Genomic DNA, 20,368 nt, shown 5'->3' on the forward strand with positions numbered 1-20,368 from the left:
CTCGGACAGTCCCCGGACCCGGGTCACATGGACAGACCCTCGCGCCCAAACACGCATCCTGCCCCCACCAGCGGCGGGAACGCCAATCCGGCACCCCCGGGGGTCACACGAAAAGCGCCGGAACCCCGCGGTGGTGACGTTCTGTCGACTCCTCGAAAACCGCACGGAGTCGAAAACAACCCTAAAGGCGGGTTTACGCCACCGCGAATCGCGACGCGCCGTCAGCGTGGCGCCCCCGGTCGGAGGCCCCCCGCCGACGGCCCCTGGTCAGAGCGCGGACGGGGCCGTGGCGCCGCCGGCCGCCTTCGCCGCGGTGCGGACCGCGCCGGCGACCGCGCCCGCCACCTTGTCGTTGAAGACCGACGGGATGATGTAGTTCGGGTTCAGCTCGTCCTCGGTGACCACGTCGGCGAGGGCCGCGGCGGCCGCCAGCATCATGTCCGTGTTGACCGTGCGCGACTGGGCGTCGAGCAGGCCGCGGAAGACGCCGGGGAAGACCAGGACGTTGTTGATCTGGTTGGGGAAGTCGGAGCGGCCCGTGGCGACGACGGCGGCCGTCCGGCGCGCCTCGGCCGGGTCGACCTCCGGGTCCGGGTTCGCGAGCGCGAACACGATGGCGCCCTCCGCCATGGCGGCGACGTCCTGCCCGTCGAGGAGGTTCGGGGCCGAGACGCCGATGAAGACGTCCGCGCCGGTGACGGCCTCCTTGAGGGTGCCGGTGACGCCCTCCGGGTTGGTGTTGTCGGCGATCCAGCGCAGCGGCGAGTCGGCCGGTGCCTCGACCAGGTCCTCGCGGCCCGCGTGGACGACGCCCTTGATGTCGGCGACGACGGCGTGCTTGACGCCCGCGGCCAGGAGCAGCTTCAGGATGGCCGTGCCGGCCGCGCCGGCGCCGGACATGACGACCCGCACGTCGCCGATGCCCTTGCCGACCACGCGCAGGGCGTTGGTGAGGGCGGCGAGGACGACGATGGCGGTGCCGTGCTGGTCGTCGTGGAAGACGGGGATGTCGAGGGCCTCGCGCAGCCGGGCCTCGATCTCGAAGCAGCGCGGCGCGGAGATGTCCTCCAGGTTGATGCCCGCGAAGCCGGGGGCGATGGCCTTGACGATCGCGACGATCTCGTCGGTGTCCTGGGTGTCCAGGCAGAGCGGCCAGGCGTCGATGCCGGCGAAGCGCTTGAAGAGGGCGGCCTTGCCCTCCATGACGGGCAGGGCGGCCTTGGGGCCGATGTTGCCGAGGCCGAGGACGGCGGAGCCGTCGGTGACGACCGCGACGGAGTTGCGCTTGATGGTGAGGCGGCGGGCGTCCTCGGGGTTCTCGGCGATCGCCATGCAGACCCGGGCGACGCCGGGGGTGTAGATCATGGAGAGGTCGTCGCGGTTGCGGATGGGGTGCTTGGACGCCATCTCGATCTTGCCGCCGAGGTGCATCAGGAAGGTGCGGTCGGAGACCTTGCCGAGGACGACGCCCTCGATGCCGCGCAGCTGCTCCACGACCAGGTCGGCGTGGGCCGTGGAGGTCGCGGCGATGGTGACGTCGATGCGGAGCTTCTCGTGGCCGGAGGCGGTCACGTCGAGGCCGGTGACGGAACCGCCGGACGCCTCCACCGCCGTGGTGAGCTGGGAGACCGCGGTCCCGCTCGCGGGAACCTCCAGCCGGACCGTCATCGAGTACGAGACGCTGGGCGCCGTTGCCATGGCCGAGTTCCTCTGCTTTCCCTGAGCTTCGTTGCTACGCCGCCCCGGCTGGTTGCCCGGCGGCGCCCTCCGATGGTCGCACCTACCAGCGAGTAGCAGGTAATGCGGTCATTTTGTTTTCGGAAAGTAGTTTCCACCATACGAGAGGGGCTCGGGAAACAGAAGAGGTCCCCGCCACCAGGGGTGACGGGGACCTCAACTTCGTAGCTACGTACTAGGTGGCACCGGCCCGCCATGCTCGCCTCGCGGCAAGTGGTCCCTCTGAGGGACGAAGGTTGGGCCCGGGGGCTTGGATCGGGCCGGTGCCACACCCAGGCTAACAAACCACTCCCGCCGGTGATTCCAGCGCCACAGGTTGACCTGAAAACGGCCCTGGAAACGGCCCTGGGAACGACCTGGGAAACGGCCGGGGGCGTCAGTCCCGCAGCAGGTCCGGCACGCCCTCCCCGTCCGGCAGGTCGCCGGCCCCCGCGACCACCGTGAGCTGCTGCGTCGCCCGGGTGAGGGCCACGTAGAGCACCCGCAGGCCGGCCGGGGACTCGTCCGCGATCTCCGCGGGCGAGACGACCACCGTGGCGTCGTACTCCAGGCCCTTGGCCTCCAGGGAGCCGAGCGCCACCACCCGGTCGCCGAGCTCCGCGAGCCAGCGGGCGGCCTCCTCGCGCCGCCGCATGGCGACGACGACGCCGACCGTGCCCTCCACCTGTTCGAGGAGCCTTCCCGCCTCGAAACGTACGGTTTCGGCCAGATCCGCGTTCCCGGCCCCTTCCGGGACCGCGACGAACCGGGGCTCGACGCCGGTCGAGCGGACCGCGCGGGGCGACTCCTTGCCCGGCATGGCGAGGGCGAGGACCTTGGCGGCCAGCTCGGCGATCTCGGCCGGGTTGCGGTAGTTCACGGTCAGCTCGAAGCGGCGGCGCGGCCGGGAGCCGAGCGCCTCGTCCCGGGCCCCGGCCGCCTCGTCCGGGTCGGACCAGGAGGACTGCGCCGGGTCCCCGACCACCGTCCAGGTGGCGTGCCGGCCGCGCCGCCCGACCATCCGCCACTGCATGGGCGTCAGGTCCTGGGCCTCGTCGACGATCACGTGCGCGTACTCGGTGCGCTCCGCCGCGAGCCGTTCGGCCCGCTCGCGCTGGGTCTCCTCCCGTACCGGCATCAGCTCCTCCAGGCCCGTGAGCTGGTCCAGCGGGTCGTACTCCCGCTTCCTGCGGGGCCGGGCGGGGGCGCCGAGCAGGGTGTTCAGCTCGTCCAGGAGGGCCACGTCGTGGACGGAGAGCTCCGGGCGGCGCAGCGAGCGGGCCAGCCTGCGCACCTCGCCCGGGTTGAGGATCCGGCGGGCCCAGCGGCCCAGCCGCCGCTCGTCGGCCATCGCACCGAGGACCTGCCGGGGGGTGAGCTCGGGCCACCAGGCGTCGAGGAAGCCGAGGAAGGAGTCCTCGGTGGAGACGTCCTCGTCGAAGGAGGAGCGCAGCTCGGCGGCCAGCTCGGGGTCGCTGTGCCGGCCGACCGCGCCCGACTTGGCGTACAGCGCGTCGAGCAGCAGCCGGCGGGCGCGCGGACGGAGCAGGTTGACGGGGGCGGTGCCGCCGAGGACGTTGTGGCGGATGCGCCGCAGCTCGTCGGCCTCCAGCTCCAGGCGGCGCCCGAAGGCGACGACCCGCAGGCGGGCGGGGGTGCCGGCGTCCTCCCCCGCACCGGGCTGCCGGTCCTTCGGCGCGGGGGTCTCCAGGGCGCCCCGGGCCGCCTTGCGCAGCACCGCGAGCATCCGGGAGGAGCCCTTGATCCGGGCGACGGCCGGGTCGTCGTACGCGGTGGCCTCGACTCCGTCGACCAGCGAGCCGACGGCGCGGATCGCGACCTGGCCCTCCTCGCCGAGGGAGGGCAGGACGCCCTCGGTGTACGAGACGAGGAGCGGGGTCGGGGAGACGATCAGGATGCCGCCCGCGTACCGCCGCCGGTCCTGGTAGAGCAGGTACGCGGCCCGGTGCAGGGCCACGGCCGTCTTGCCGGTGCCGGGGCCGCCCTCCACGTACGTCACGGAGGCGGCGGGCGCCCGGATGACGAGGTCCTGCTCGGCCTGGATGGAGGAGACGATGTCCCGCATGGTGTGGCTGCGCGCCTGGCCGAGGGCGGCCATCAGGGCGCCGTCGCCGATGACGGGCAGCTCGCGCCCGTCGAGCGTGGCCCGCAGCTCCGGGCGCATCAGGTCGTCCTCGACGCCGAGGACCCGGCGGCCCTTGGAGCGGATGACCCGGCGGCGCACGACCCGGCCGGGGTCGACCGGGGTGGAGCGGTAGAAGGGCGCGGCGGCGGGCGCGCGCCAGTCGATGACGAGCGGCGCGTAGTCGGAGTCGAGGACGCCGATGCGGCCGATGTGGAGGGTCTCGCCGATGTCGGCGGTGTTGTCCGGGCGTACGGCGTCCTCGGCGGGCTCGACGGAGGTGTGGGCGCCGTCGGGCCCCTTCTTCCCGTCCTTGCCGTCGAGGAGGTCGATCCGTCCGAAGAGGAAGTCCTCGAACTCGTTGTTGAGGCGGTTGAGGTGGATGCCGGCCCGGAAGACCTGGGCGTCGCGCTCGGCGAGCGCGCCGGGCGTGCCGACCTGTCCGCGCCGGGCGGCGTCGTTCATCAGGAACTCCGCCTCGTGGATCTTCTCCTCCAGCCGGCGGTAGACCTGGTCAAGATGTTCCTGCTCGACACCGATCTCACGGTCCCTGACCGTGTCCACGGCTTCCTGCGCGGCCACCTAAGGCCCCCTTCTCACGTGCACTGGGCAGCCGTCGAGCGTACGCCACCGGGACCCGCCGTGTCAGGCGGGCGGGGGGTCGTCGTGCAGGAGCCGCCGGAAGAGGTGGTGGTCGCGCCGCGCGCCGCCGACGTGGAGGAAGCCGGGCGCGGTGCCGGGGCGGGTGAACCCGCCCTTGGCGAGGGCCCGTTGGGAGGCGTGGTCGCCGAGGAGGGCCCCGGCCTCGATCCGGTGCGGCCCGAACTCCTCGCGGGCTGCCCGGCAGGCCTCGGCCCTCTCGCCCGCGTCGGCCCCTCCGCCTCTCCGTCGTGGGCATACGGGGCGGGGGCCCGCTCCCGCGAAACGGCCGGCCCGGCACCGCGCCCGTTCCTACTCGTCGTACTTGTCGTCCGCCGCCGGGTCCAGGGCGAGCCGGTAGCCCCGCTTGACCACGGTCTGGATCAGCTTCGGGGTGCCGAGGGCCGTGCGGAGGCGGGCCATGGCCGTCTCCACCGCGTGTTCGTCGCGGCCCGCGCCCGGCAGGGCCCGCAGCAGGTCGGCGCGGGAGACCACCCAGCCGGGGCGGCGGGCGAGGAGGCCCAGGAGGGCCATGCCGGCGGGCGGGACGGGGCGCAGGGCGCCGTCGACGAGGACGGCGTGGCCGCGCACCTCCACCCGGTGCCCGGCCACCGGCAGGACCCGCGAGCGGGCGGGCAGCTCGGTGCAGAGGACCTGGACGAGCGGCCCGAGCCGGAAGCGCTCCGGCTGGTACGTGTCGATGCCCTCCGCCTGGAGCGGCAGCGCGGTCACGGGCCCCACGCACACCGCGAGCACGTCGTGCCGCAGCGCCGCGACGAGTTCCGCCCGTACTCCCCGCTCCTCGGCCCGGGAGAGCAGCGAGGCGGCGGCCGGGGCGCTGGTGAAGGTCGCCGCGTCCAGGCCGCGGGCGAGGACCGCGTCGAGGAGCCGGTCGAGCGGGCCGGGGTCCTCCGGCGGCATCCAGCGGTAGACGGGGACGCCGACGACCTCGGCCCCGGCCTCCGTGAGCGCCTCCACGAAGCCGGGCAGCGGCTCCCCGTGCAGCTGGAGCGCGATCCGGCGGCCCGTCACCCCTTCGGCGAGGAGCCGGTCGAGGACCTCGGCCATGGACTCCGAGGACGGCGACCAGGTCTCGGTGAGCCCGGCGGCCCGTACGGCCCCCTTGACCTTCGGTCCCCGGGCGAGGAGTTCGACGCCCCGCAGGACGGCGAGGAGCTCCTCGCCGTACCCCCAGCCGTCGGCGGCCTCGACCCAGCCCCGGAAGCCGATCGCCGTGGTGGCGACGACGACGTCCGGGGCGTGGCCGATGAGTTCCTTGGTGGCGGCGAGGAGTTCGGTGTCGTCGGCGAGCGGCACGATCCGCAGGGCGGGACCGTGGACGACGGCGGCGCCGCGCCGGCGCAGCAGGGTGATGAGTTCGTCCGCGCGCCGCGCCGCGGTGACGCCGACGGTGAAGCCGGCGAGGGGGCCGTGTTGTTGCTCGTCCATGGACGCAGAGCCTGACGGGGCCGCGTGACGGACGCGGTTCACCCGTATTTCCTGGTCGTTACGGTCCGTGCCGGGCACCGGGGATCACACCTTCGCGTAACCGGGCCGGGACTCCGGCGCCGTGACGTCCCCGGCGGTCTCGGGCACGGCCGCCGGCCGTCGAAGGTATACCGCGCGGGTGACGCCCATGCAGGCCGCGTAGAAGACGAGGAAGGCGACGAAGGCGGCGGTCCCGGTGCCGGAGGTCTGGAAGGACTGGCGGAAGGCGAGGTTGATGCCCAGTCCACCGAGCCCGCCGACCGCTCCGATGATGCCCATGGACGCGCCGGAGAGGCGCCGTCCGTACGCCTCGGCGGCCTCGCCGGCGAGCCCCTTGCGGTGCCCCTGGGCGAGGAAGATCGACGGGATCATCTTGAACGCGGATCCGTTGCCGAGCCCGCTGAGGACGAAGAGGCCGGTGAAGCCGACGAGGAAGACGGCGAGCGACTCGGTCACGGAGGCGTAGATCACCACGGAGGTCGCGGCGGCCATCGCGGCGAAGGTCCACAGGGTGATGCGGGCGCCGCCGTGCCGGTCGGCGAGGGAGCCGCCGACGGGCCGGACGAGCGAGCCGAGCAGGGGGCCGACGAAGGTGAGCGAGGCGGCCTGGAGCGGGGTGCGGCCGAACTGGGTCTGGAGCACCAGGCCGAAGGCGAAGCTGTAGCCGATGAAGGAGCCGAAGGTGCCGACGTAGAGGAAGGCCACGATCCAGGTGTGCCGGGCCCGCACGGCCTCCTTCGCGGCCCCGGTGTCGTTCCTGACGGGGGCGAGGTTGTCCATGAAGAGCGCGGAGCACACGGCGGCGACCACGATCAGGGGCAGGTAGACGCCGAGCACGATCCTCGGGTGCATCGCGCCGGCGGTGCCGATGACGAGGAGGCCGACGAGCTGCACGACGGGGACGCCGATGTTGCCGCCGCCCGCGTTGAGCCCGAGCGCCCAGCCCTTCTTCCGCAGCGGGAAGAAGGCGTTGATGTTGGTCATGGAGGAGGCGAAGTTGCCGCCGCCGACGCCGGTGAGGGCCGCCACCAGGACGAACGTGGTGTACGAGGTCCCCGGCTCCATGACCGCGAAGGCGAGGCCGGTGGGCAGCAGGAGCGTCAGGGCGCTGAAGACGGTCCAGTTCCGGCCGCCGAAGCGGGCGACGGCGAAGGTGTACGGGATGCGGACCAGCGCGCCGACGAAGGTGGCGGTGCCGATCAGGAAGAACTTGCCGGCGGGGTCGACGCCGTACTGCGGTCCCATGAAGAGGACCATGACCGACCACAGGCTCCAGACCGAGAAGCCGATGTGCTCGGAGAGGACGGAGAAGAGCAGGTTCCGCCGTGCGGTCCGCTCCCCCTCCTCGCGCCAGAAGACCTCGTCCTCCGGTTCCCACCGTTCGATCCACCGGCCGCCCATGTCGCACCTCCGCGGGGTCGGGTCCTGGGGCGTCCACAGCCCCGGTCCTCCTGCGGACGACGCTAGGGAGGCCGCGTTTCGGGCCGGTGCCGCGAGGTGACGGCGGCGGAACCTTGCTCTCACCCGGGGGGCGGGGTGGCTGTGAGCGGAGCACGCGCGCGGGGCGCCTCCGGGGCCCCGGAGGCGCCCCGTACGGGCAGCCCCGGCTCGTCCTCCGGCAGCCAGGAGTACGGCGGGCGGACGAGCCAGCCCTCCCGGGCGCCGATCTCGGCGGCGGCGGCCCGCAGGGCGTCCAGGCCGGGGTGGCGGAGCCCCTTGCGCCACACCAGGCTCACGGGCGACAGGGGTACGGGGTCGACGAGCGGGCGCAGGACGCAGCCGGGCATGGGCGGGAACTCGACGACGGCGAGGACCGGGTGCCGGTGCTTGGCCATGATCCGGCGGAACTCCTCCTTGCCGACCGCGAGCGGGGCGGGCGGGGCGACCTCGATGCCGCGCCCGGCGAAGAGCCGGGCGGCGAGGTCGGTCCACTCGGGGGTGCGCTCGTTCCCGGCCCCGGCGTAGACCCGCTCCCCGGCGAGCGCGGCGAGCGGCACCTCGGGGAGCCCGGCGAGCGGGTGGTCCTCGGGCAGGATCACGGCCATCGGCTCGTACCGCACGAACTGCGCGTCGAGCCCCGCCCTGAGGTCGGCCGCGAGGCCGCCGTACCGGCCGAAGGAGGTGTCGAGGCGCCCGGCGAGGACGGCCGACGCGGCGCCGGTGAGGCCGCTCTCGTAGCGGGCCATCAGTTCGAGGTCGGGGGCGAGTTCGCGGGCCCGGCGCAGGACGCGCTCGTGGGCGAGGTCGGGGCTGTTGAGGTCGACGAGGAGGGGCCGGGGCGCGGCGCGGAAGGCCTCGCGCAGCTCGTCGTGGGCGGCGAGCACCCGGCGCGCGTACGACAGGAGCCGCTCGCCGTCGGGGGTGAGGGAGACCTGCCGGGTGGTCCGCACGAACAGTTCGGCGCCCAGCTCGCGCTCCAGGCGCCGGACGTCCCGGCTGAGGGCCTGCTGGGCGACGTGGAGGCGGGCGGCGGCGCGGGTGAAGTGCAGCTCCTCGGCGACGGCGGTGAAGGCGCGCAGGAGCCGGGGGTCGGTGTCGTACGGGGAGGCCACGCCGCATTCAACAACACGGGTGCGTGAATGGCCACCGATCAGGTGTTGGACCGGGCGGGACCGCGCCCCCGAACCTTGATCCATGCCGCAACCGGACCTCATCCTGACCCCGGCGGGCCCGACGCTCGCACCACGCCACCCCACCCACGACCACCCCGGCCCACACGCCCCGGCCCCCGCCCCCGCCCACACGCCCGACGGCCCCGCCCCCGCCCCCGCTTCCGCCCGTACGACCGCCAGCTCCACCCCCACCCGTACGCCCGCCGGCTCCCGCGGCCCCTACCGTCGTCTCTTCGCGCGCCCAGGCGTCCGCGCCTTCACCGCCGGGGGGCTGATCGCCCGGCTGCCCGCGGGCATGCTCGGCGTCAGTGCCGTGATCATGATCGCGTCGGTGTACGGCTCCTACGCGCTGGCCGGCGCGGTCACCGCCACCGGGCTCGCCGTCGGCTCCGTCACCGCGCCCCTGATCGCCCGGCTCGTCGACCGGTACGGCCAGGCCCGGATCGCGGTCCCGGCCGCCGGGTACGCCTTCCTGGGCCATCTGGTCCTGGCTCTGTGCGCGTACGAACGGGCCCCGGCCTGGGCGCTCTTCGCGACGGTCGCCGCCACCGCCACCTCGCCGAACACGGGCGGCATGTCCCGGGCCCGCTGGGCGCACCTCCTCCGGGACGACCCGGACGCGCTGCACACCGCGAACTCCTTCGAGCAGGCCGCCGACGAGCTCTGCTTCATGCTGGGCCCGGTGCTCGCCGCCGTGCTCTGCTCGGCGCTCTTCCCCCAGGCGGGCACGCTCGTCGCCGCCGTCCTCTTCCTCGGCGGGACGCTCCTCTTCGCCGCCCAGCGCTCCACCGAGCCGCCGGTCGCCCCGCGCACCCCGGCGGGCTCCCCGCTGCGCGCCCCCGGCATGGTCCCGCTGCTCGCGGTCTTCCTCGCCACGGGGGCGGTCTTCGGCTCCATGGAGGTGGTGACCCTGGCGTACGTGGACGGGCCCGTCGCCGGACCGGTCCTCGCCCTCCAGGCGGCGGGCTCCTGCGCCGCCGGCCTGCTCTACGGGCGCGCCCGCCGCACGGCACGCCTGCGCACCTGCCTGGCCGCGATGGCGGTCCTGATGGCGCTGCCGCTGCTCGCCGCCTCGACCGGCTCGCTGCTCGCCCTGGCCGCCGGCCTGCTCGTGGCGGGCATGGCGACGGCCCCGACGATGGTGACGGGCATGGGCCTGGTCCAGCGCCTCACGCCCCCGGGCCGGCTCAACGAGGGCATGACCCTGGCCGTGACCGCGCTCCTCGCGGGCATCGCCACCGGCTCGGCGTCCGGCGGCTGGGCCGCCGACCACGCCCCGTTCCCGTCCTCCGGCTTCCTGATCCCGCTCGCGGCGGCGGCCACGGCGCTGGCCCTGTGCGCGGCCGCGGACATGACGAAGGCCCGGCGGTCGTGGTGACCGCCGGGCCTTCGCCCACATGGGATGAGTGGAGATGGCGGGAATCGAACCCGCGTCCAACGGTACGGAAGCAGAGCTTCTCCGTGTGCAGTCCGCTACGAGTTTCTCAGCCCCGGAGATCACGCGGACAAGTCTCCGACGGGCTCAGTCACTGTTTGGTTTCCCTCCAACCCCCGTGACCGGGGCTAGAGGTTTAGATCCCTAGATGACGCCAGGATCCGGGTCGGGACCGTCCCCGGGCTGACGCTCCTCACAGAGGCTTCTGTTCGTTACCTAAAAATTAGGCAGCGAGGGCGAAGCGGGAGTTATCGCTCTTGGAGTTGGCGATTATTGGTTGCGACATATGGTTTACGAGATCATTGCCGCTTCCTCGACACGCTTCCTCTGCATCGGTATCCGCTGTCGAAACCGATCATCCCCATGTTGATTTTTCAAGGTGCGCACCCCTGGGGGGTGTGCGAGCACCATCGTACGTGACCGACGGCGGCCGTCGCCAGCGTATTCCCGGCGGCGGGTCCCCGGCCTAGAGGGACTGCCCCGCGCGCTGGCGCCGCTTGGCCGCCGCGATGGCGCGGCTGGTCTCGCGCGTGTCCTGCTTCTCGCGCAGGGTCTGGCGCTTGTCGTACTCCTTCTTGCCCTTGGCGAGGGCGATCTCGACCTTGACCCGGCCGTTCAGGAAGTACAGGGCGAGGGGCACGATCGTGTGACCCGTCTCCTGGGACTTCGCCTCCAGCTTGTCGATCTCCTCCCTGTGGAGGAGCAGCTTCCGCTTCCGCTTGGCCGAGTGGTTGGTCCAGCTGCCCTGCATGTACTCCGGGACGTGGACGTTGTGCAGCCACGCCTCGCCCCCGTCGATCTGGACGAAGCCGTCGACCAGCGAGGCCCGCCCCATGCGCAGCGACTTCACCTCGGTGCCCATCAGCACCACGCCGCACTCGTAGGTGTCGATGACGAGATAGTCGTGCCGCGCCTTCTTGTTCTGCGCGATCAGCTTGCGCTCCGGCGCCTTGTCCTGGTTCTTCTTGGCAGGCTTGCCCTGCACGTTCACGAGTCCCTTTGCCATAGTGCGGTCATTTTCGCACTAGGAGCCCCCTCCGAGGCCACTCAATACCGTCCTCGCCCGCTCCTCGGCCCCCTCCTCCGCCGCCAGGTCCGGGGCGATCCCCCGTCCGTCCACGGCGTGCCCGGCCGGCGTGCGGTAGTGGCCGACGGTCAGCTCGGCGACCGAGCCGTCGGGCAGGGCGCTCGGCATCTGCACCGAGCCCTTGCCGAAGGTCCGGGAGCCGACCGTGACGGCCCTCCCCCGGTCCTTGAGGGCACCGGTGAGCAGCTCGGCCGCGCTCATCGTGCCCCCGTCGACCAGCGCCACCAGGGGCCGCTCGGTGTCGCCGCCGCCCTCCGCGTACACGGCCCGCTCCTCGCCCTCCACGTCGTACGTGGCGACGAGCCCGCCGTCCAGGAAGGCGGAGGCGGCGGTGGCGGCCTCCGCGACCAGACCGCCCGCGTTGCCCCGCAGGTCCAGCAGGACGCCGGCGCCGGCCGGGGCCCCGCGGACCGCGTCCCGCACGCGCGTGCCGGCGCCCTTGGTGAAGGCCTCGACCCGGATCAGTACGGCCCCGTCGTCGAGGCGGCGGACGGTCACCGGCTCCGTCGCGAGCCGGGCCCGGCGCAGGGTCCGCGTCCAGACGGCGCGCCCGCGCTCGACCCGCAGGGCGACGGACGAGCCCGGCACCCCGTCGCCGCGCAGCAGGGCGACGACCTCGGAGACGGAGAGCCCGTCGACCGGGCGCCCGTCGACGGAGACGATCCGGTCGCCGGCCCGGAGCCCGGCCCGGGCGGCGGGGCCGCCGGCCCGGACCCGGGTCACCCGGACGGGGTCCCCGCCGGACCGGCCCGCGGAGAGCCCGACGCCCGTGTAGGCCCCGTCGAGGGACTGCTCGAACTCCTCGTACTCCCGCTTGTCGTACACCGCGCCCCAGCGGTCGCCGCTGCGGCTGACGAACTCCTCGGCGGCCTGCTTGCCCGACTTCCCGTCGGCCATGGCCGCGGCGGCGGCGCGGCTGAGGGCGGCGCTGTCGACGGGCGCGCGGTCCCGGGGCCGCTGCCCCGCGCCCGGGGGCGCCCCGGCGCGCTCGGCCGCCGGTTCCTGCCGGGGCAGCGAGCCCGTGGCGGCGGCGGTGGCGAGGACGCCGGTGAAGACCAACGTCAGAACGGCCCCACGGAGTGCTCCGCGGGGCCGGATACAGAGAAGGTCGGTGCCGTGTGGCATGCCGTCCACTCTAGGACAAGGCGAAGGCGCCGCACGGACTTTGGCCGTACGACGCCATCCACCGGCAGGGGTGTCTTCTCACACCTTCAGGTACTTGCGCAGTGCGATGAGAGCCGCCACGGCGGGCATCAGGAGCCCGATGGCGATCACCAGCGGCAGCTTGGCGAAGACCGCGTCCCAGCCGATGAACTGGATCAGCTGGACCTTGTCGGCGAGCGCGATGCCGTGGTCGATCAGGAAGTACCGGCCGACGAGCAGCAGCACGCAGGCGACGCCGCCGCCGAGGAGTCCGGCGAAGGCGGCCTCCATGATGAACGGCATCTGGATGTAGAAGCTGGACGCGCCGACGAGCCGCATGATCCCCGTCTCGCGGCGGCGGCTGAAGGCCGAGACGCGCACGGTGTTGACGATCAGCATCAGCGCGATGACCAGCATCAGGCCCATGACGCAGAGCGCGGCGATGTTCATGCCGTTCATCAGGTCGAAGAGGTTCTGCAGGATGTTCCGCTGGTCCTGTACCGACTCGACGCCGTCCCGGCCGGCGAAGGCCGTGGCGACCACCTTGTACTTCTCCGGGTCCTTGAGCTTGACCCGGAACGAGGACGGCATCTGGTCCGGCGTCACCACGGAGGCGAGGGCGGTGTCGCCGTACTGCTCCTTGTAGTGCTTGTAGGCCTCGTCGGACGTCTCGTAGTGGACGGTCTCGACGATGTCCATCTTCTTCAGGTCGGCCTCGATCTGCTCCTTCTGCTGGCCGGTGACCGCGCCCTTGGGGCACTTGCCGGCCGTGGCCGCGTCGGCCTTGTTGCAGAGGTAGATGGAGACGTTGACCTTGTCGTACCAGTAGTCCTTCATCGTGCTGACCTGCTCGCGCATGAGCAGCGCGCCGCCGAAGAGGGCGAGCGAGAGGGCCACGGAGACGATGACGGCGAAGGTCATCGTGAGATTGCGCCGGAGGCCGACGCCGATCTCGGAGAGCACGAACTGAGCGCGCATGGGTCTGCTTTCTCCTACTCGCTACAGGCTCAGTGCTGGTATCCGTAGACGCCGCGCGCCTGGTCGCGGACGAGGCGACCGTTTTCCAGCTCGATGACGCGCTTGCGCATCTGGTCGACGATGTTCTGGTCGTGGGTCGCCATGACGACGGTGGTTCCCGTCCTGTTGATGCGGTCGAGCAGCTTCATGATGCCGACGGAGGTCTGCGGGTCGAGGTTGCCGGTGGGCTCGTCGGCGATCAGCAGCATCGGCCGGTTGACGAAGGCGCGGGCGATGGCGACGCGCTGCTGCTCACCGCCGGAGAGCTCGCCCGGCATCCGGTCCTCCTTGCCCCCGAGGCCGACCAGGTCGAGCACCTGGGGGACGGCCTTGCGGATCTCGCCGCGCGGCTTGCCGATGACCTCCTGGGCGAAGGCCACGTTCTGGGCCACGGTCTTGTTGGGCAGCAGGCGGAAGTCCTGGAAGACGGTCCCGAGCTGGCGCCGCATGTGCGGCACCTTCCAGTTGGAGAGCCGGGCCAGGTCCTTGCCGAGGACGTGCACCTGACCCTGACTGGCGCGCTCCTCACGCAGGAGCAGCCGCAGGAAGGTCGACTTTCCGGAGCCGGAGGAACCGACGAGGAAGACGAACTCCCCCTTCTCGATCTCCAGGGACACGTCCCGGAGCGCGGGGCGGTTCTGCTTCGGATAGGACTTGGAGACGTTGTCGAATCGGATCACGGATGCACCACGGTCGGCCGGGAGTAGGTGTGCGTGACCTTACGCGACCGGGGAGGGCCCTCGCAGTCACGGTCCTGGCTTGTGCGGTATATCCTTTTCGCCCTTCCGGGCGGAGTGCGGCGGGCCGGCGGGGCGCGCCGAAACGGCGTGGAGCTGGCACAGTGGTAGGGGAACGTCCGGACCCCTCCGGTCGTTGCCCTGGTGGGTACCCCAGTGCGGGAGGAGGAGAGCGCATGACCTACGACCGACTGGTGTGCGCCAACTGCGCGGCCCCGGTCGCCGAGGGCCGCTGCCCCGTCTGCCGCGCGAACCGGGAGCGACTGACCCCCCAGGGTCTTTCCCCCGCCATGCTGCTGACGGTGGCGATCGCCCTTCTGGCGGCGATCGCGCTGCTCACGGCGGTCCGTACGGCCTAGGAGCCGCCCGGGCGGCCCGCACGAGCCGGAACGCGAGGAAGGGCCGGGGAGAGGTCTCCCCGGCCCTTCGTCATGCCCTGCTCACGCGCGGAGGCGTCAGGCGGCGGTACGGCCGCCGGCGGCGAGACGCGGCAGCATGCGGAAGCCGATGCCACCGGCGATCATGGTCGCGGCGCCGATGAGGAGGAACGAGGTCTCGGCCGCACCGGTCTCGGCGAGCTCCTCCTTGGCCTCGCCCTGCTGCACGGGCTGCGAGCCGGCGTTGTCGGTGTCGGTGTTGTCGACGACGGTGCTGCCGCCGTCCACGACGGCGCCGCCGCCGTCACCGCCGCCCGTCGTGGAGGGCTCCGTCGGCGCGGAGCCGTCCGTGTCGTCCGTGTCGGGGGTGCCGGGGTCCCCCGGGGTCGGGTTGCCGGGCTCCGGGTCGGGGTTGCCCGGCTCCGGGTCCGGGTTACCGGGCTCAGGGTCCGGGTTACCGGGCTCCGGGTCGGGGTTGCCCGGCTCCGGGTCCGGGTTGCCCGGCTCAGGGTCCGGGTTGCCCGGCTCAGGGTCCGGGTTGCCCGGCTCCGGGTCCGGGTTGCCCGGCTCAGGGTCCGGGTTGCCCGGCTCCGGGTCCGGGTTACCGGGCTCAGGGTCCGGGTTGCCCGGCTCCGGGTTACCGGGCTCCGGGTCCGGGTTACCCGGCTCAGGGTCCGGGTTACCCGGCTCAGGGTCCGGGTTACCCGGCTCAGGGTCACAACCCAGCGGAGCGACCTCGCAGTCTTCGGCCGGCGGGTCGTCGCCCTCCGCCTCGCTGCCGAAGCCGATGCTCACACCCACGGCCTGGGCGGCACCGGCCGCCGTCAGTGACGCACCGGCCGCGATCACCGCGCCGGCTGCGATCCGCGCGATGCGGATGCGCGTCCTCTTGCTCATGCGCTCTTACCCCCAGTAGTTCATCTCGTCGACAGGGCCGCGCGCGGGGCTGCGAACACCGGGGCCACGGCGCTCTCGGCGCCGGCCCGCGCTCGCACACATCCCGGAGACGCGCATGCCGGTACGTCACCCTTCCGAGTTTCCGAAGCAGCGTCAAGGTCGTTGCGCGTGCGATGCCCGAAAGATCACCGGCTGTCCGGCATGCGACGATGCAACTGTGACGTAAACCCTGAACTACGGGTCCCACCACGCCAGTTCCCTTGTCGACAAAGCGTCCTGACGGCCCGTCCACCGCTTGCGTCAGCGAATACCCGGTGAACGCGGCGGAACGGGAACGGGCCCCGCACCGTGTCGGTGCGGGGCCCGTAAGGAGGAGGAGCGGGACTACTTGTCCTGCTGCTTGCGCCAGCGGATGCCCGCCTCCAGGAAGCCGTCGATCTCGCCGTCCAGGACGGACTGCGGGTTGCCGACCTCGAACTCCGTACGGAGGTCCTTGACCATCTGGTACGGGTGGAGGACGTACGAGCGCATCTGGTTGCCCCAGGAGCTGCCGCTGTCCTTGAGCGCGTCCATCTTGGCGCGCTCCTCCTGGCGCTGGCGCTCCAGGAGCTTGGCCTGGAGGACGTTCATGGCGCTCGCCTTGTTCTGGATCTGGGAGCGCTCGTTCTGGCAGGAGACCACGATCCCGGTCGGGAGGTGCGTGATGCGCACGGCCGAGTCGGTCGTGTTGACGCCCTGGCCGCCGGGGCCCGACGCGCGGTAGACGTCCACGCGCAGGTCGGACTCGTCGATCTCGACGTGGTCGGAGGACTCGACGACCGGCAGGACCTCGACGCCGGCGAAGGAGGTCTGGCGGCGTCCCTGGTTGTCGAAGGGCGAGATGCGGACGAGGCGGTGGGTGCCCTGCTCGACGGAGAGGGTGCCGTAGGCGTACGGGGCCTTCACCACGAAGGTGGTCGACTTGATGCCGGCCTCCTCCGCGTACGAGGTCTCGTAGATCTCGGTCGAGTAGCCGTGGCGCTCCGCCCAGCGCAGGTACATGCGCTGGAGCCGCTCGGCGAAGTCGGAGGCGTCGACGCCGCCGGCCTCGGCCCGGATGTTGACCAGGGCCTCGCGCTCGTCGTACTCGCCGGAGAGGAGGGTGCGGACCTCCATCTCGTCGAGGGCCTTGCGGACGGAGACGAGCTCCGTCTCGGCCTCGGCGAGGGTGTCCGGGTCGTCCATCTCCTCGGCGAGCTCGAAGAGCACCCCGAGGTCGTCGATCCGTCCGCGCAGGGTCTCGGCCTTGCGGACCTCGGCCTGGAGGTGCGAAAGCTTGCTCGTGATCTTCTGCGCCGCCTCCGGGTCGTCCCACAGGGACGGGGCCGCGGCCTGCTCTTCGAGCACGGCGATGTCGGCCCTCAGCTTCTCGAGGTCCAGGACGGCCTCGATCGACCCCATGGTCGAGGAGAGGGACTTCAGCTCTTCGGATACATCGACGACTGCCACGCGTCCAGCGTAACGGCTCCGGGCGGGGAGCCGAACCCGCGACCGACACCCCCTACGGGACGGGGGAGGACCGCTTCGTGTCCTGCGGCGGGGCCTCTCCCTCGCCGGAGGCCGCGTAGTACCCGCCGGCGCCCAGCGCTCCCGCGAGCACGACCGCCGCGACGGCGAAGGTGATCCGGCGCTTGCGGACCGCGCCCGGCTTGTTGCGGGCCGAGCCGGGACGGGGGGCGCCCGTGGGGCGGGGGGCGCGGGCCGTGCCCAGGGGGCCGCCGGAGAGCTCGTCGGGGGCCGGGACCCGCATGGAGGTGTGGGTGTCGCGGTGGGAGTCGGCGGAGGCGCCGGGGACCAGCGGGACGGCGGCGCGGCGGGGACCGGGCTCGGCGGCGCCCGCCGCGGTGGCGTGCGCGTCGTCCTCGTACGGCTCCGGGGCCGGCTCCGCGTCGGGCTCGTCCACGTCGAGGGGCGGGATGCCCTTGAGGAGCGGCAGGACGTCCCTGAGGCGGGCGGCGAGTTCGGAGGCGCGCAGCCGGGAGGCGGGGGCCTTGGCGAGGCACTGCACGAGGAGCTGCCACAGCTCCTCGGGGATGCCGGGGAGCGGGACGACGGTCTCGGTGACGTGGCGGCGCAGGACCGCGCCGGGGTGGCCGCCGCCGAACGGGGTGAAGCCGGCGAGCAGCTCGTACAGGACGGTCGCGAGGGCGTAGATGTCGACGGCGGCGCGCGGCGGGAGGCCCTCGACGATCTCGGGGGCGAGGTAGTCGGGGGTGCCGATGATCCGGGTGGCCTTGGTGCGGCCGGGGGTGTCGATGAGCTTGGCGACGCCGAAGTCGGTGAGGAGGGCGGGGTGGGCGCCGCCGGGGCCGAGCGGCCCCTCCATGTCGAGCAGGATGTTCTCGGGCTTGACGTCCCGGTGGACGACCCCGGCGGCGTGCGCGGCGGCCAGGGCGTCGGCGACGTCGGCGACGATCGCGACGGCGGCCTCGGGGGCGAGGCGGCGCTCGCGGTCGAGGCGGGTGCGCAGGTCGGTGCCGCGCACGAGGTCCATGACGAGGGCGAGGTCGTTGCCGTCGACGACGAGGTCGCGGACCTTGACCACACGCGGGTGGTCGAGTCCGAGCAGGGCGGTCCGCTCCCGGACGAAGCGGCCGACGAGCTCCTGGTCGGAGGCCAGGTCCTCGCGCAGCAGTTTGACGGCGACGGGCCCCTCGGGGCCCTCGCCGAGCCACACCGTTCCGGCGCTGCCCCGCCCGAGGATCTGGTGGGCGGTGTAGCGGCTGCCGATGTTCCGTGCCAAGACTGCTCCCTCAGCGGCTGCGGTTCACGCCAAACGTACGCGTCCGCGGGCGCCGGTCGTCACTTCCGAGGGGAAAACACCCCTCGGAAGTCGACAAATCACCAGTATTACTGTCCCGTACCGCCGGTAGCACCCGAGGTGCCGGTACCGGTGCCGGTGCTCGCGCTGTCGAACAGGTCGGAGACCCAGGTGGTGAACGACGAGATGCCGTCGCCGATCGCCTCCCAGTAGCCCTTGCCCTCGGCGATCCAGCTCTGGAGCGGGGTCAGCTCCCAGACGAGCCAGCCCGCGACCACGAACAGGACGATCATGACCAGGCAGCCCTTGAGGCAGCCGAGACCCGGGATGCGCACCGGGTTGGCGCTGCGCCGGCGCGGTTCGCGCGGCGGGCGCGGCTCGCGGGGCGCCGGGGCCTGGGGCGGCGGCTGCGGCGGCGTGTACTGCTGCCGGGGCGGGGCGTACTGCTGCTGCGGGGCGGGCGGCGGCGGGGGCGCGTACTGCTGGGGCTGGTGCTGCGGCTGGTACTGCTGGGGAGCGGGCCGCTGCGGGGCCGGACGCTGCTGCTGGTACGGCGGGGGCTGCTGCTGCCGGTTCTGCGGCGGCTGCGGGGGCTGCTGCGGCTGGCGCTGCGGGCGCCGGCGCAGGGGGTCCTGGCTCGGGTCCAGGTACTGCACCTGCGTCTGCTCGTTGCGGTCGCGGGCGGCGCGCAGCTGGTTCTGCCAGGGGTGCGGGTCCTCGCCCTGACCGCCCTGCGGGGGGCCCGGCGGGACGGGGGGCATGACGGCCGTCGGGTCGGCGCCGCCGCCCGGGCCGCTCGTCGGCAGGACGCTGGTCGCGCCGGCGGGGTCGTACTGCGGCGGGGCACCGGCCCCGGCGGGCAGCACCTGGGTGGGGTCGGCGGAGCCGGGGGCGCCGCCGGACAGCACCTGGGTCGGGTCCGCGGCCCCGGCGGTCCCCGGGACCGGCGCGGGCGCCGGGTCGGGGGCGAGGAGCGCCCCGACGCCGTCCGCGGCCTCGATCTGGGCGGGCGTGGCGTGCACGCCGATGCCGGCGGCGACCGCGCGCAGACCGCGCGCGAGGTTCACGGCGCTCGGACGCCGGTCGGGGTCCTTGCTGAGGCAGCGCTCTATGACCGTCCACAGCGGGCCGGGGACGGTCGAGGGGCGGCGCGGCTCCTCACTGAGGTGGCGGTGGAGGACCTCCAGGGCGGTGCCGCCGGCGAAGGGCGGCCGGCCGGTGACCAGCTCGTAGAGGAGGATGCCCGCGCCGTAGATGTCGACGGCGGAGGTCTGCGGGCGGCCCTCGGCGGACTCCGGCGCCACGTACGCGGGCGTGCCGACGAACTCGTGGGTGCGGGTCAGGCCCGGGGAGTCGGCGAGGCGCGCGATGCCGAAGTCGGTCAGCATCGGGTGCATCGCGCCGTCCCGCTCGGCGAGCAGGACGTTGGCCGGCTTCAGGTCGCGGTGGACGACGCCGTCCGCGTGGCTGGCGGCGAGCGCGTCGGCGATCTGGGCGGTGAGGAGCGCGGCGGCGACCGGGGTGAGCGGTCCGCTCTCCCGGATGTACCGGTGCAGGTCGGGGCCCTCGACGAGGTCCATGACGAGGGCGAGGACGTCGCCCTCGACGACCAGGTCGCGGGTGCGCACGATGTTCGGGTGGGTGAGCCGGAGCAGCACGGACCGCTCGCGCAGGAAGCGCATCACGATGTCCGCGTCGTTGGCCAGCTCCTCCTTCAGGACCTTGATCGCGACGGTCTCGCCGGGCTGGCCGGGCACGGCCGCCTCGGCACCCGCCGTCTCACGCTGGCGGGCTCGCCAGACGGTGCCCGTGGCGCCGCGGCCGAGCGGCTCCTCGAGCAGGTACTTGCTGCCGATAGGCCGCACGTCACGCGCTCCCTGCTGATCGTGGTCCCGGTGTGGTTCCCGTGGTGTCCCCGCGGTCCCTGTCCTCTGTGGTGACCCGTCCGGGTGTCCGACCCACTTTAGGGCCTGCGGGGCCGATCATGGCCGGTGCCGGACGGGTCGCGGGCCGGTCGTCCACAGGGCGTTTCCGGGGTCGGCTCCGACCGGAGATGTCCGGAATGAGCTCGGGTCCTGTCCGGAAGAAGACGCTTCTTCGGACAGGACGGTTGCCAGGCATGTTCCGAAGGCATGCTCAACCAGGCACTTTTGCGCCCACAGCCGACCATTCAAGATCACTTGCGGCCGACCGGCGGGCGCGCTGTCGGTGGCAGGTGCGAGGATGCCCCCAGCACGTCGCACCGATGGGGTCGGGAGCCCCGCGCCGTGCCGACCT

General features: G+C 73.1%; 15 protein-coding genes and 1 other RNA gene. 2 read left to right on the plus strand and 14 right to left on the minus strand.

From position 1 onward, the window contains the following. Positions 1–267 precede the first annotated feature (267 nt). The 5 genes from ACFY7E_RS08370 to ACFY7E_RS08390 form a co-directional block, all read right to left on the minus strand. A complete protein-coding gene (locus tag ACFY7E_RS08370) occupies positions 268–1,698 on the minus strand; it encodes an NAD-dependent malic enzyme (RefSeq protein WP_383446007.1) in 1,431 nt (476 codons plus the stop codon). A 415-nt stretch (positions 1,699–2,113) separates the two neighbouring features. Next, complete coding sequence (locus tag ACFY7E_RS08375) at positions 2,114–4,441, minus strand: HelD family protein (RefSeq protein WP_389482095.1); 2,328 nt, start codon at positions 4,439–4,441, stop codon at positions 2,114–2,116. Between the two features lie 369 nt (positions 4,442–4,810). Then, entirely contained in the window at positions 4,811–5,947 is a 1,137-nt protein-coding gene (locus ACFY7E_RS08380; protein ID WP_389482097.1) for a uroporphyrinogen-III synthase, read from the minus strand. Positions 5,948–6,031: 84 nt separating this feature from the next. Next, positions 6,032–7,387, minus strand: a complete 1,356-nt coding sequence (locus ACFY7E_RS08385) for an MFS transporter (RefSeq protein ID WP_383445999.1) — start codon at positions 7,385–7,387, stop codon at positions 6,032–6,034. Between the two features lie 119 nt (positions 7,388–7,506). Next, the gene (locus ACFY7E_RS08390) at positions 7,507–8,505 is read right to left on the minus strand and encodes a LysR family transcriptional regulator (RefSeq protein WP_389482246.1); all 999 of its coding nucleotides are present in this window, start codon (positions 8,503–8,505) and stop codon (positions 7,507–7,509) included. A gap of 115 nt (positions 8,506–8,620) precedes the next feature. Here ACFY7E_RS08390 and ACFY7E_RS08395 point away from each other — a divergent pair, with 115 nt between their 5' ends. Beyond that, on the plus strand, positions 8,621–9,976 hold the full coding sequence (locus tag ACFY7E_RS08395) for an MFS transporter (protein ID WP_389482100.1): 1,356 nt from the start codon (positions 8,621–8,623) through the stop codon (positions 9,974–9,976). A gap of 26 nt (positions 9,977–10,002) precedes the next feature. On the opposite strand, the gene ssrA is transcribed toward ACFY7E_RS08395, so the two are convergent. From ssrA to ftsE, 5 genes are all read right to left on the minus strand, one after another. After that, positions 10,003–10,396, minus strand: a transfer-messenger RNA (tmRNA) gene (gene ssrA, locus ACFY7E_RS08400). Between the two features lie 103 nt (positions 10,397–10,499). Continuing rightward, positions 10,500–11,039, minus strand: coding sequence for an SsrA-binding protein SmpB (gene smpB / locus ACFY7E_RS08405; protein ID WP_383436242.1), 540 nt, complete (start codon positions 11,037–11,039; stop codon positions 10,500–10,502). A gap of 18 nt (positions 11,040–11,057) precedes the next feature. Further along, positions 11,058–12,245 carry a S41 family peptidase gene (locus tag ACFY7E_RS08410; RefSeq protein ID WP_389482103.1) on the minus strand — a complete coding sequence of 396 codons (1,188 nt, stop codon included), beginning with the start codon at positions 12,243–12,245 and terminating at the stop codon, positions 11,058–11,060. 78 nt (positions 12,246–12,323) lie between these two features. Next, complete coding sequence (ftsX, locus tag ACFY7E_RS08415) at positions 12,324–13,241, minus strand: permease-like cell division protein FtsX (protein ID WP_383436236.1); 918 nt, start codon at positions 13,239–13,241, stop codon at positions 12,324–12,326. 29 nt (positions 13,242–13,270) lie between these two features. Further along, a complete protein-coding gene (gene ftsE, locus ACFY7E_RS08420) occupies positions 13,271–13,960 on the minus strand; it encodes a cell division ATP-binding protein FtsE (RefSeq protein WP_360784913.1) in 690 nt (229 codons plus the stop codon). Between the two features lie 233 nt (positions 13,961–14,193). On the opposite strand from ftsE, the gene ACFY7E_RS08425 reads away from it, so the two are divergent. Further along, positions 14,194–14,376, plus strand: coding sequence for a hypothetical protein (locus ACFY7E_RS08425; protein WP_389482107.1), 183 nt, complete (start codon positions 14,194–14,196; stop codon positions 14,374–14,376). A gap of 96 nt (positions 14,377–14,472) precedes the next feature. Here ACFY7E_RS08425 and ACFY7E_RS08430 read toward each other — a convergent pair whose 3' ends face one another. The 4 genes from ACFY7E_RS08430 to ACFY7E_RS08445 all read right to left on the minus strand — a co-directional run bounded on the left by ACFY7E_RS08430 (position 14,473) and on the right by ACFY7E_RS08445 (position 19,956). Further along, a complete protein-coding gene (locus ACFY7E_RS08430; RefSeq protein WP_389482110.1) occupies positions 14,473–15,291 on the minus strand; it encodes a hypothetical protein in 819 nt (272 codons plus the stop codon). Between the two features lie 384 nt (positions 15,292–15,675). Beyond that, positions 15,676–16,779: a peptide chain release factor 2 gene (gene prfB, locus ACFY7E_RS08435; RefSeq protein ID WP_383436230.1), complete on the minus strand. Its 1,104-nt coding sequence runs from the start codon at positions 16,777–16,779 to the stop codon at positions 15,676–15,678. A 52-nt stretch (positions 16,780–16,831) separates the two neighbouring features. Beyond that, complete coding sequence (locus ACFY7E_RS08440; protein WP_389482114.1) at positions 16,832–18,073, minus strand: serine/threonine-protein kinase; 1,242 nt, start codon at positions 18,071–18,073, stop codon at positions 16,832–16,834. Between the two features lie 107 nt (positions 18,074–18,180). After that, the gene (locus tag ACFY7E_RS08445) at positions 18,181–19,956 is read right to left on the minus strand and encodes a serine/threonine-protein kinase (protein ID WP_389482117.1); all 1,776 of its coding nucleotides are present in this window, start codon (positions 19,954–19,956) and stop codon (positions 18,181–18,183) included. Positions 19,957–20,368: the final 412 nt, after the last annotated feature.

The sequence above is a fragment of the Streptomyces sp. NPDC012825 genome (assembly GCF_042900925.1).
In the GTDB taxonomy this organism is placed as follows: Bacteria; Actinomycetota; Actinomycetes; order Streptomycetales; family Streptomycetaceae; genus Streptomyces.

What these genes read in the sequence shown, in the direction of transcription:
- ACFY7E_RS08430 (WP_389482110.1), bottom strand. Translation starts at nt 15,291, where the DNA reads ATGAGCAAGAGGACGCGCATCCGCATCGCGCGGATCGCAGCCGGCGCG.
- smpB (WP_383436242.1), bottom strand. Translation starts at nt 11,039, where the DNA reads ATGGCAAAGGGACTCGTGAACGTGCAGGGCAAGCCTGCCAAGAAGAAC.
- ACFY7E_RS08380 (WP_389482097.1), bottom strand. Translation starts at nt 5,947, where the DNA reads ATGGACGAGCAACAACACGGCCCCCTCGCCGGCTTCACCGTCGGCGTC.
- ACFY7E_RS08385 (WP_383445999.1), bottom strand. Translation starts at nt 7,387, where the DNA reads ATGGGCGGCCGGTGGATCGAACGGTGGGAACCGGAGGACGAGGTCTTC.
- ftsX (WP_383436236.1), bottom strand. Translation starts at nt 13,241, where the DNA reads ATGCGCGCTCAGTTCGTGCTCTCCGAGATCGGCGTCGGCCTCCGGCGC.
- ACFY7E_RS08395 (WP_389482100.1), top strand. Translation starts at nt 8,621, where the DNA reads ATGCCGCAACCGGACCTCATCCTGACCCCGGCGGGCCCGACGCTCGCA.
- ACFY7E_RS08410 (WP_389482103.1), bottom strand. Translation starts at nt 12,245, where the DNA reads ATGCCACACGGCACCGACCTTCTCTGTATCCGGCCCCGCGGAGCACTC.
- ACFY7E_RS08370 (WP_383446007.1), bottom strand. Translation starts at nt 1,698, where the DNA reads ATGGCAACGGCGCCCAGCGTCTCGTACTCGATGACGGTCCGGCTGGAG.
- ACFY7E_RS08425 (WP_389482107.1), top strand. Translation starts at nt 14,194, where the DNA reads ATGACCTACGACCGACTGGTGTGCGCCAACTGCGCGGCCCCGGTCGCC.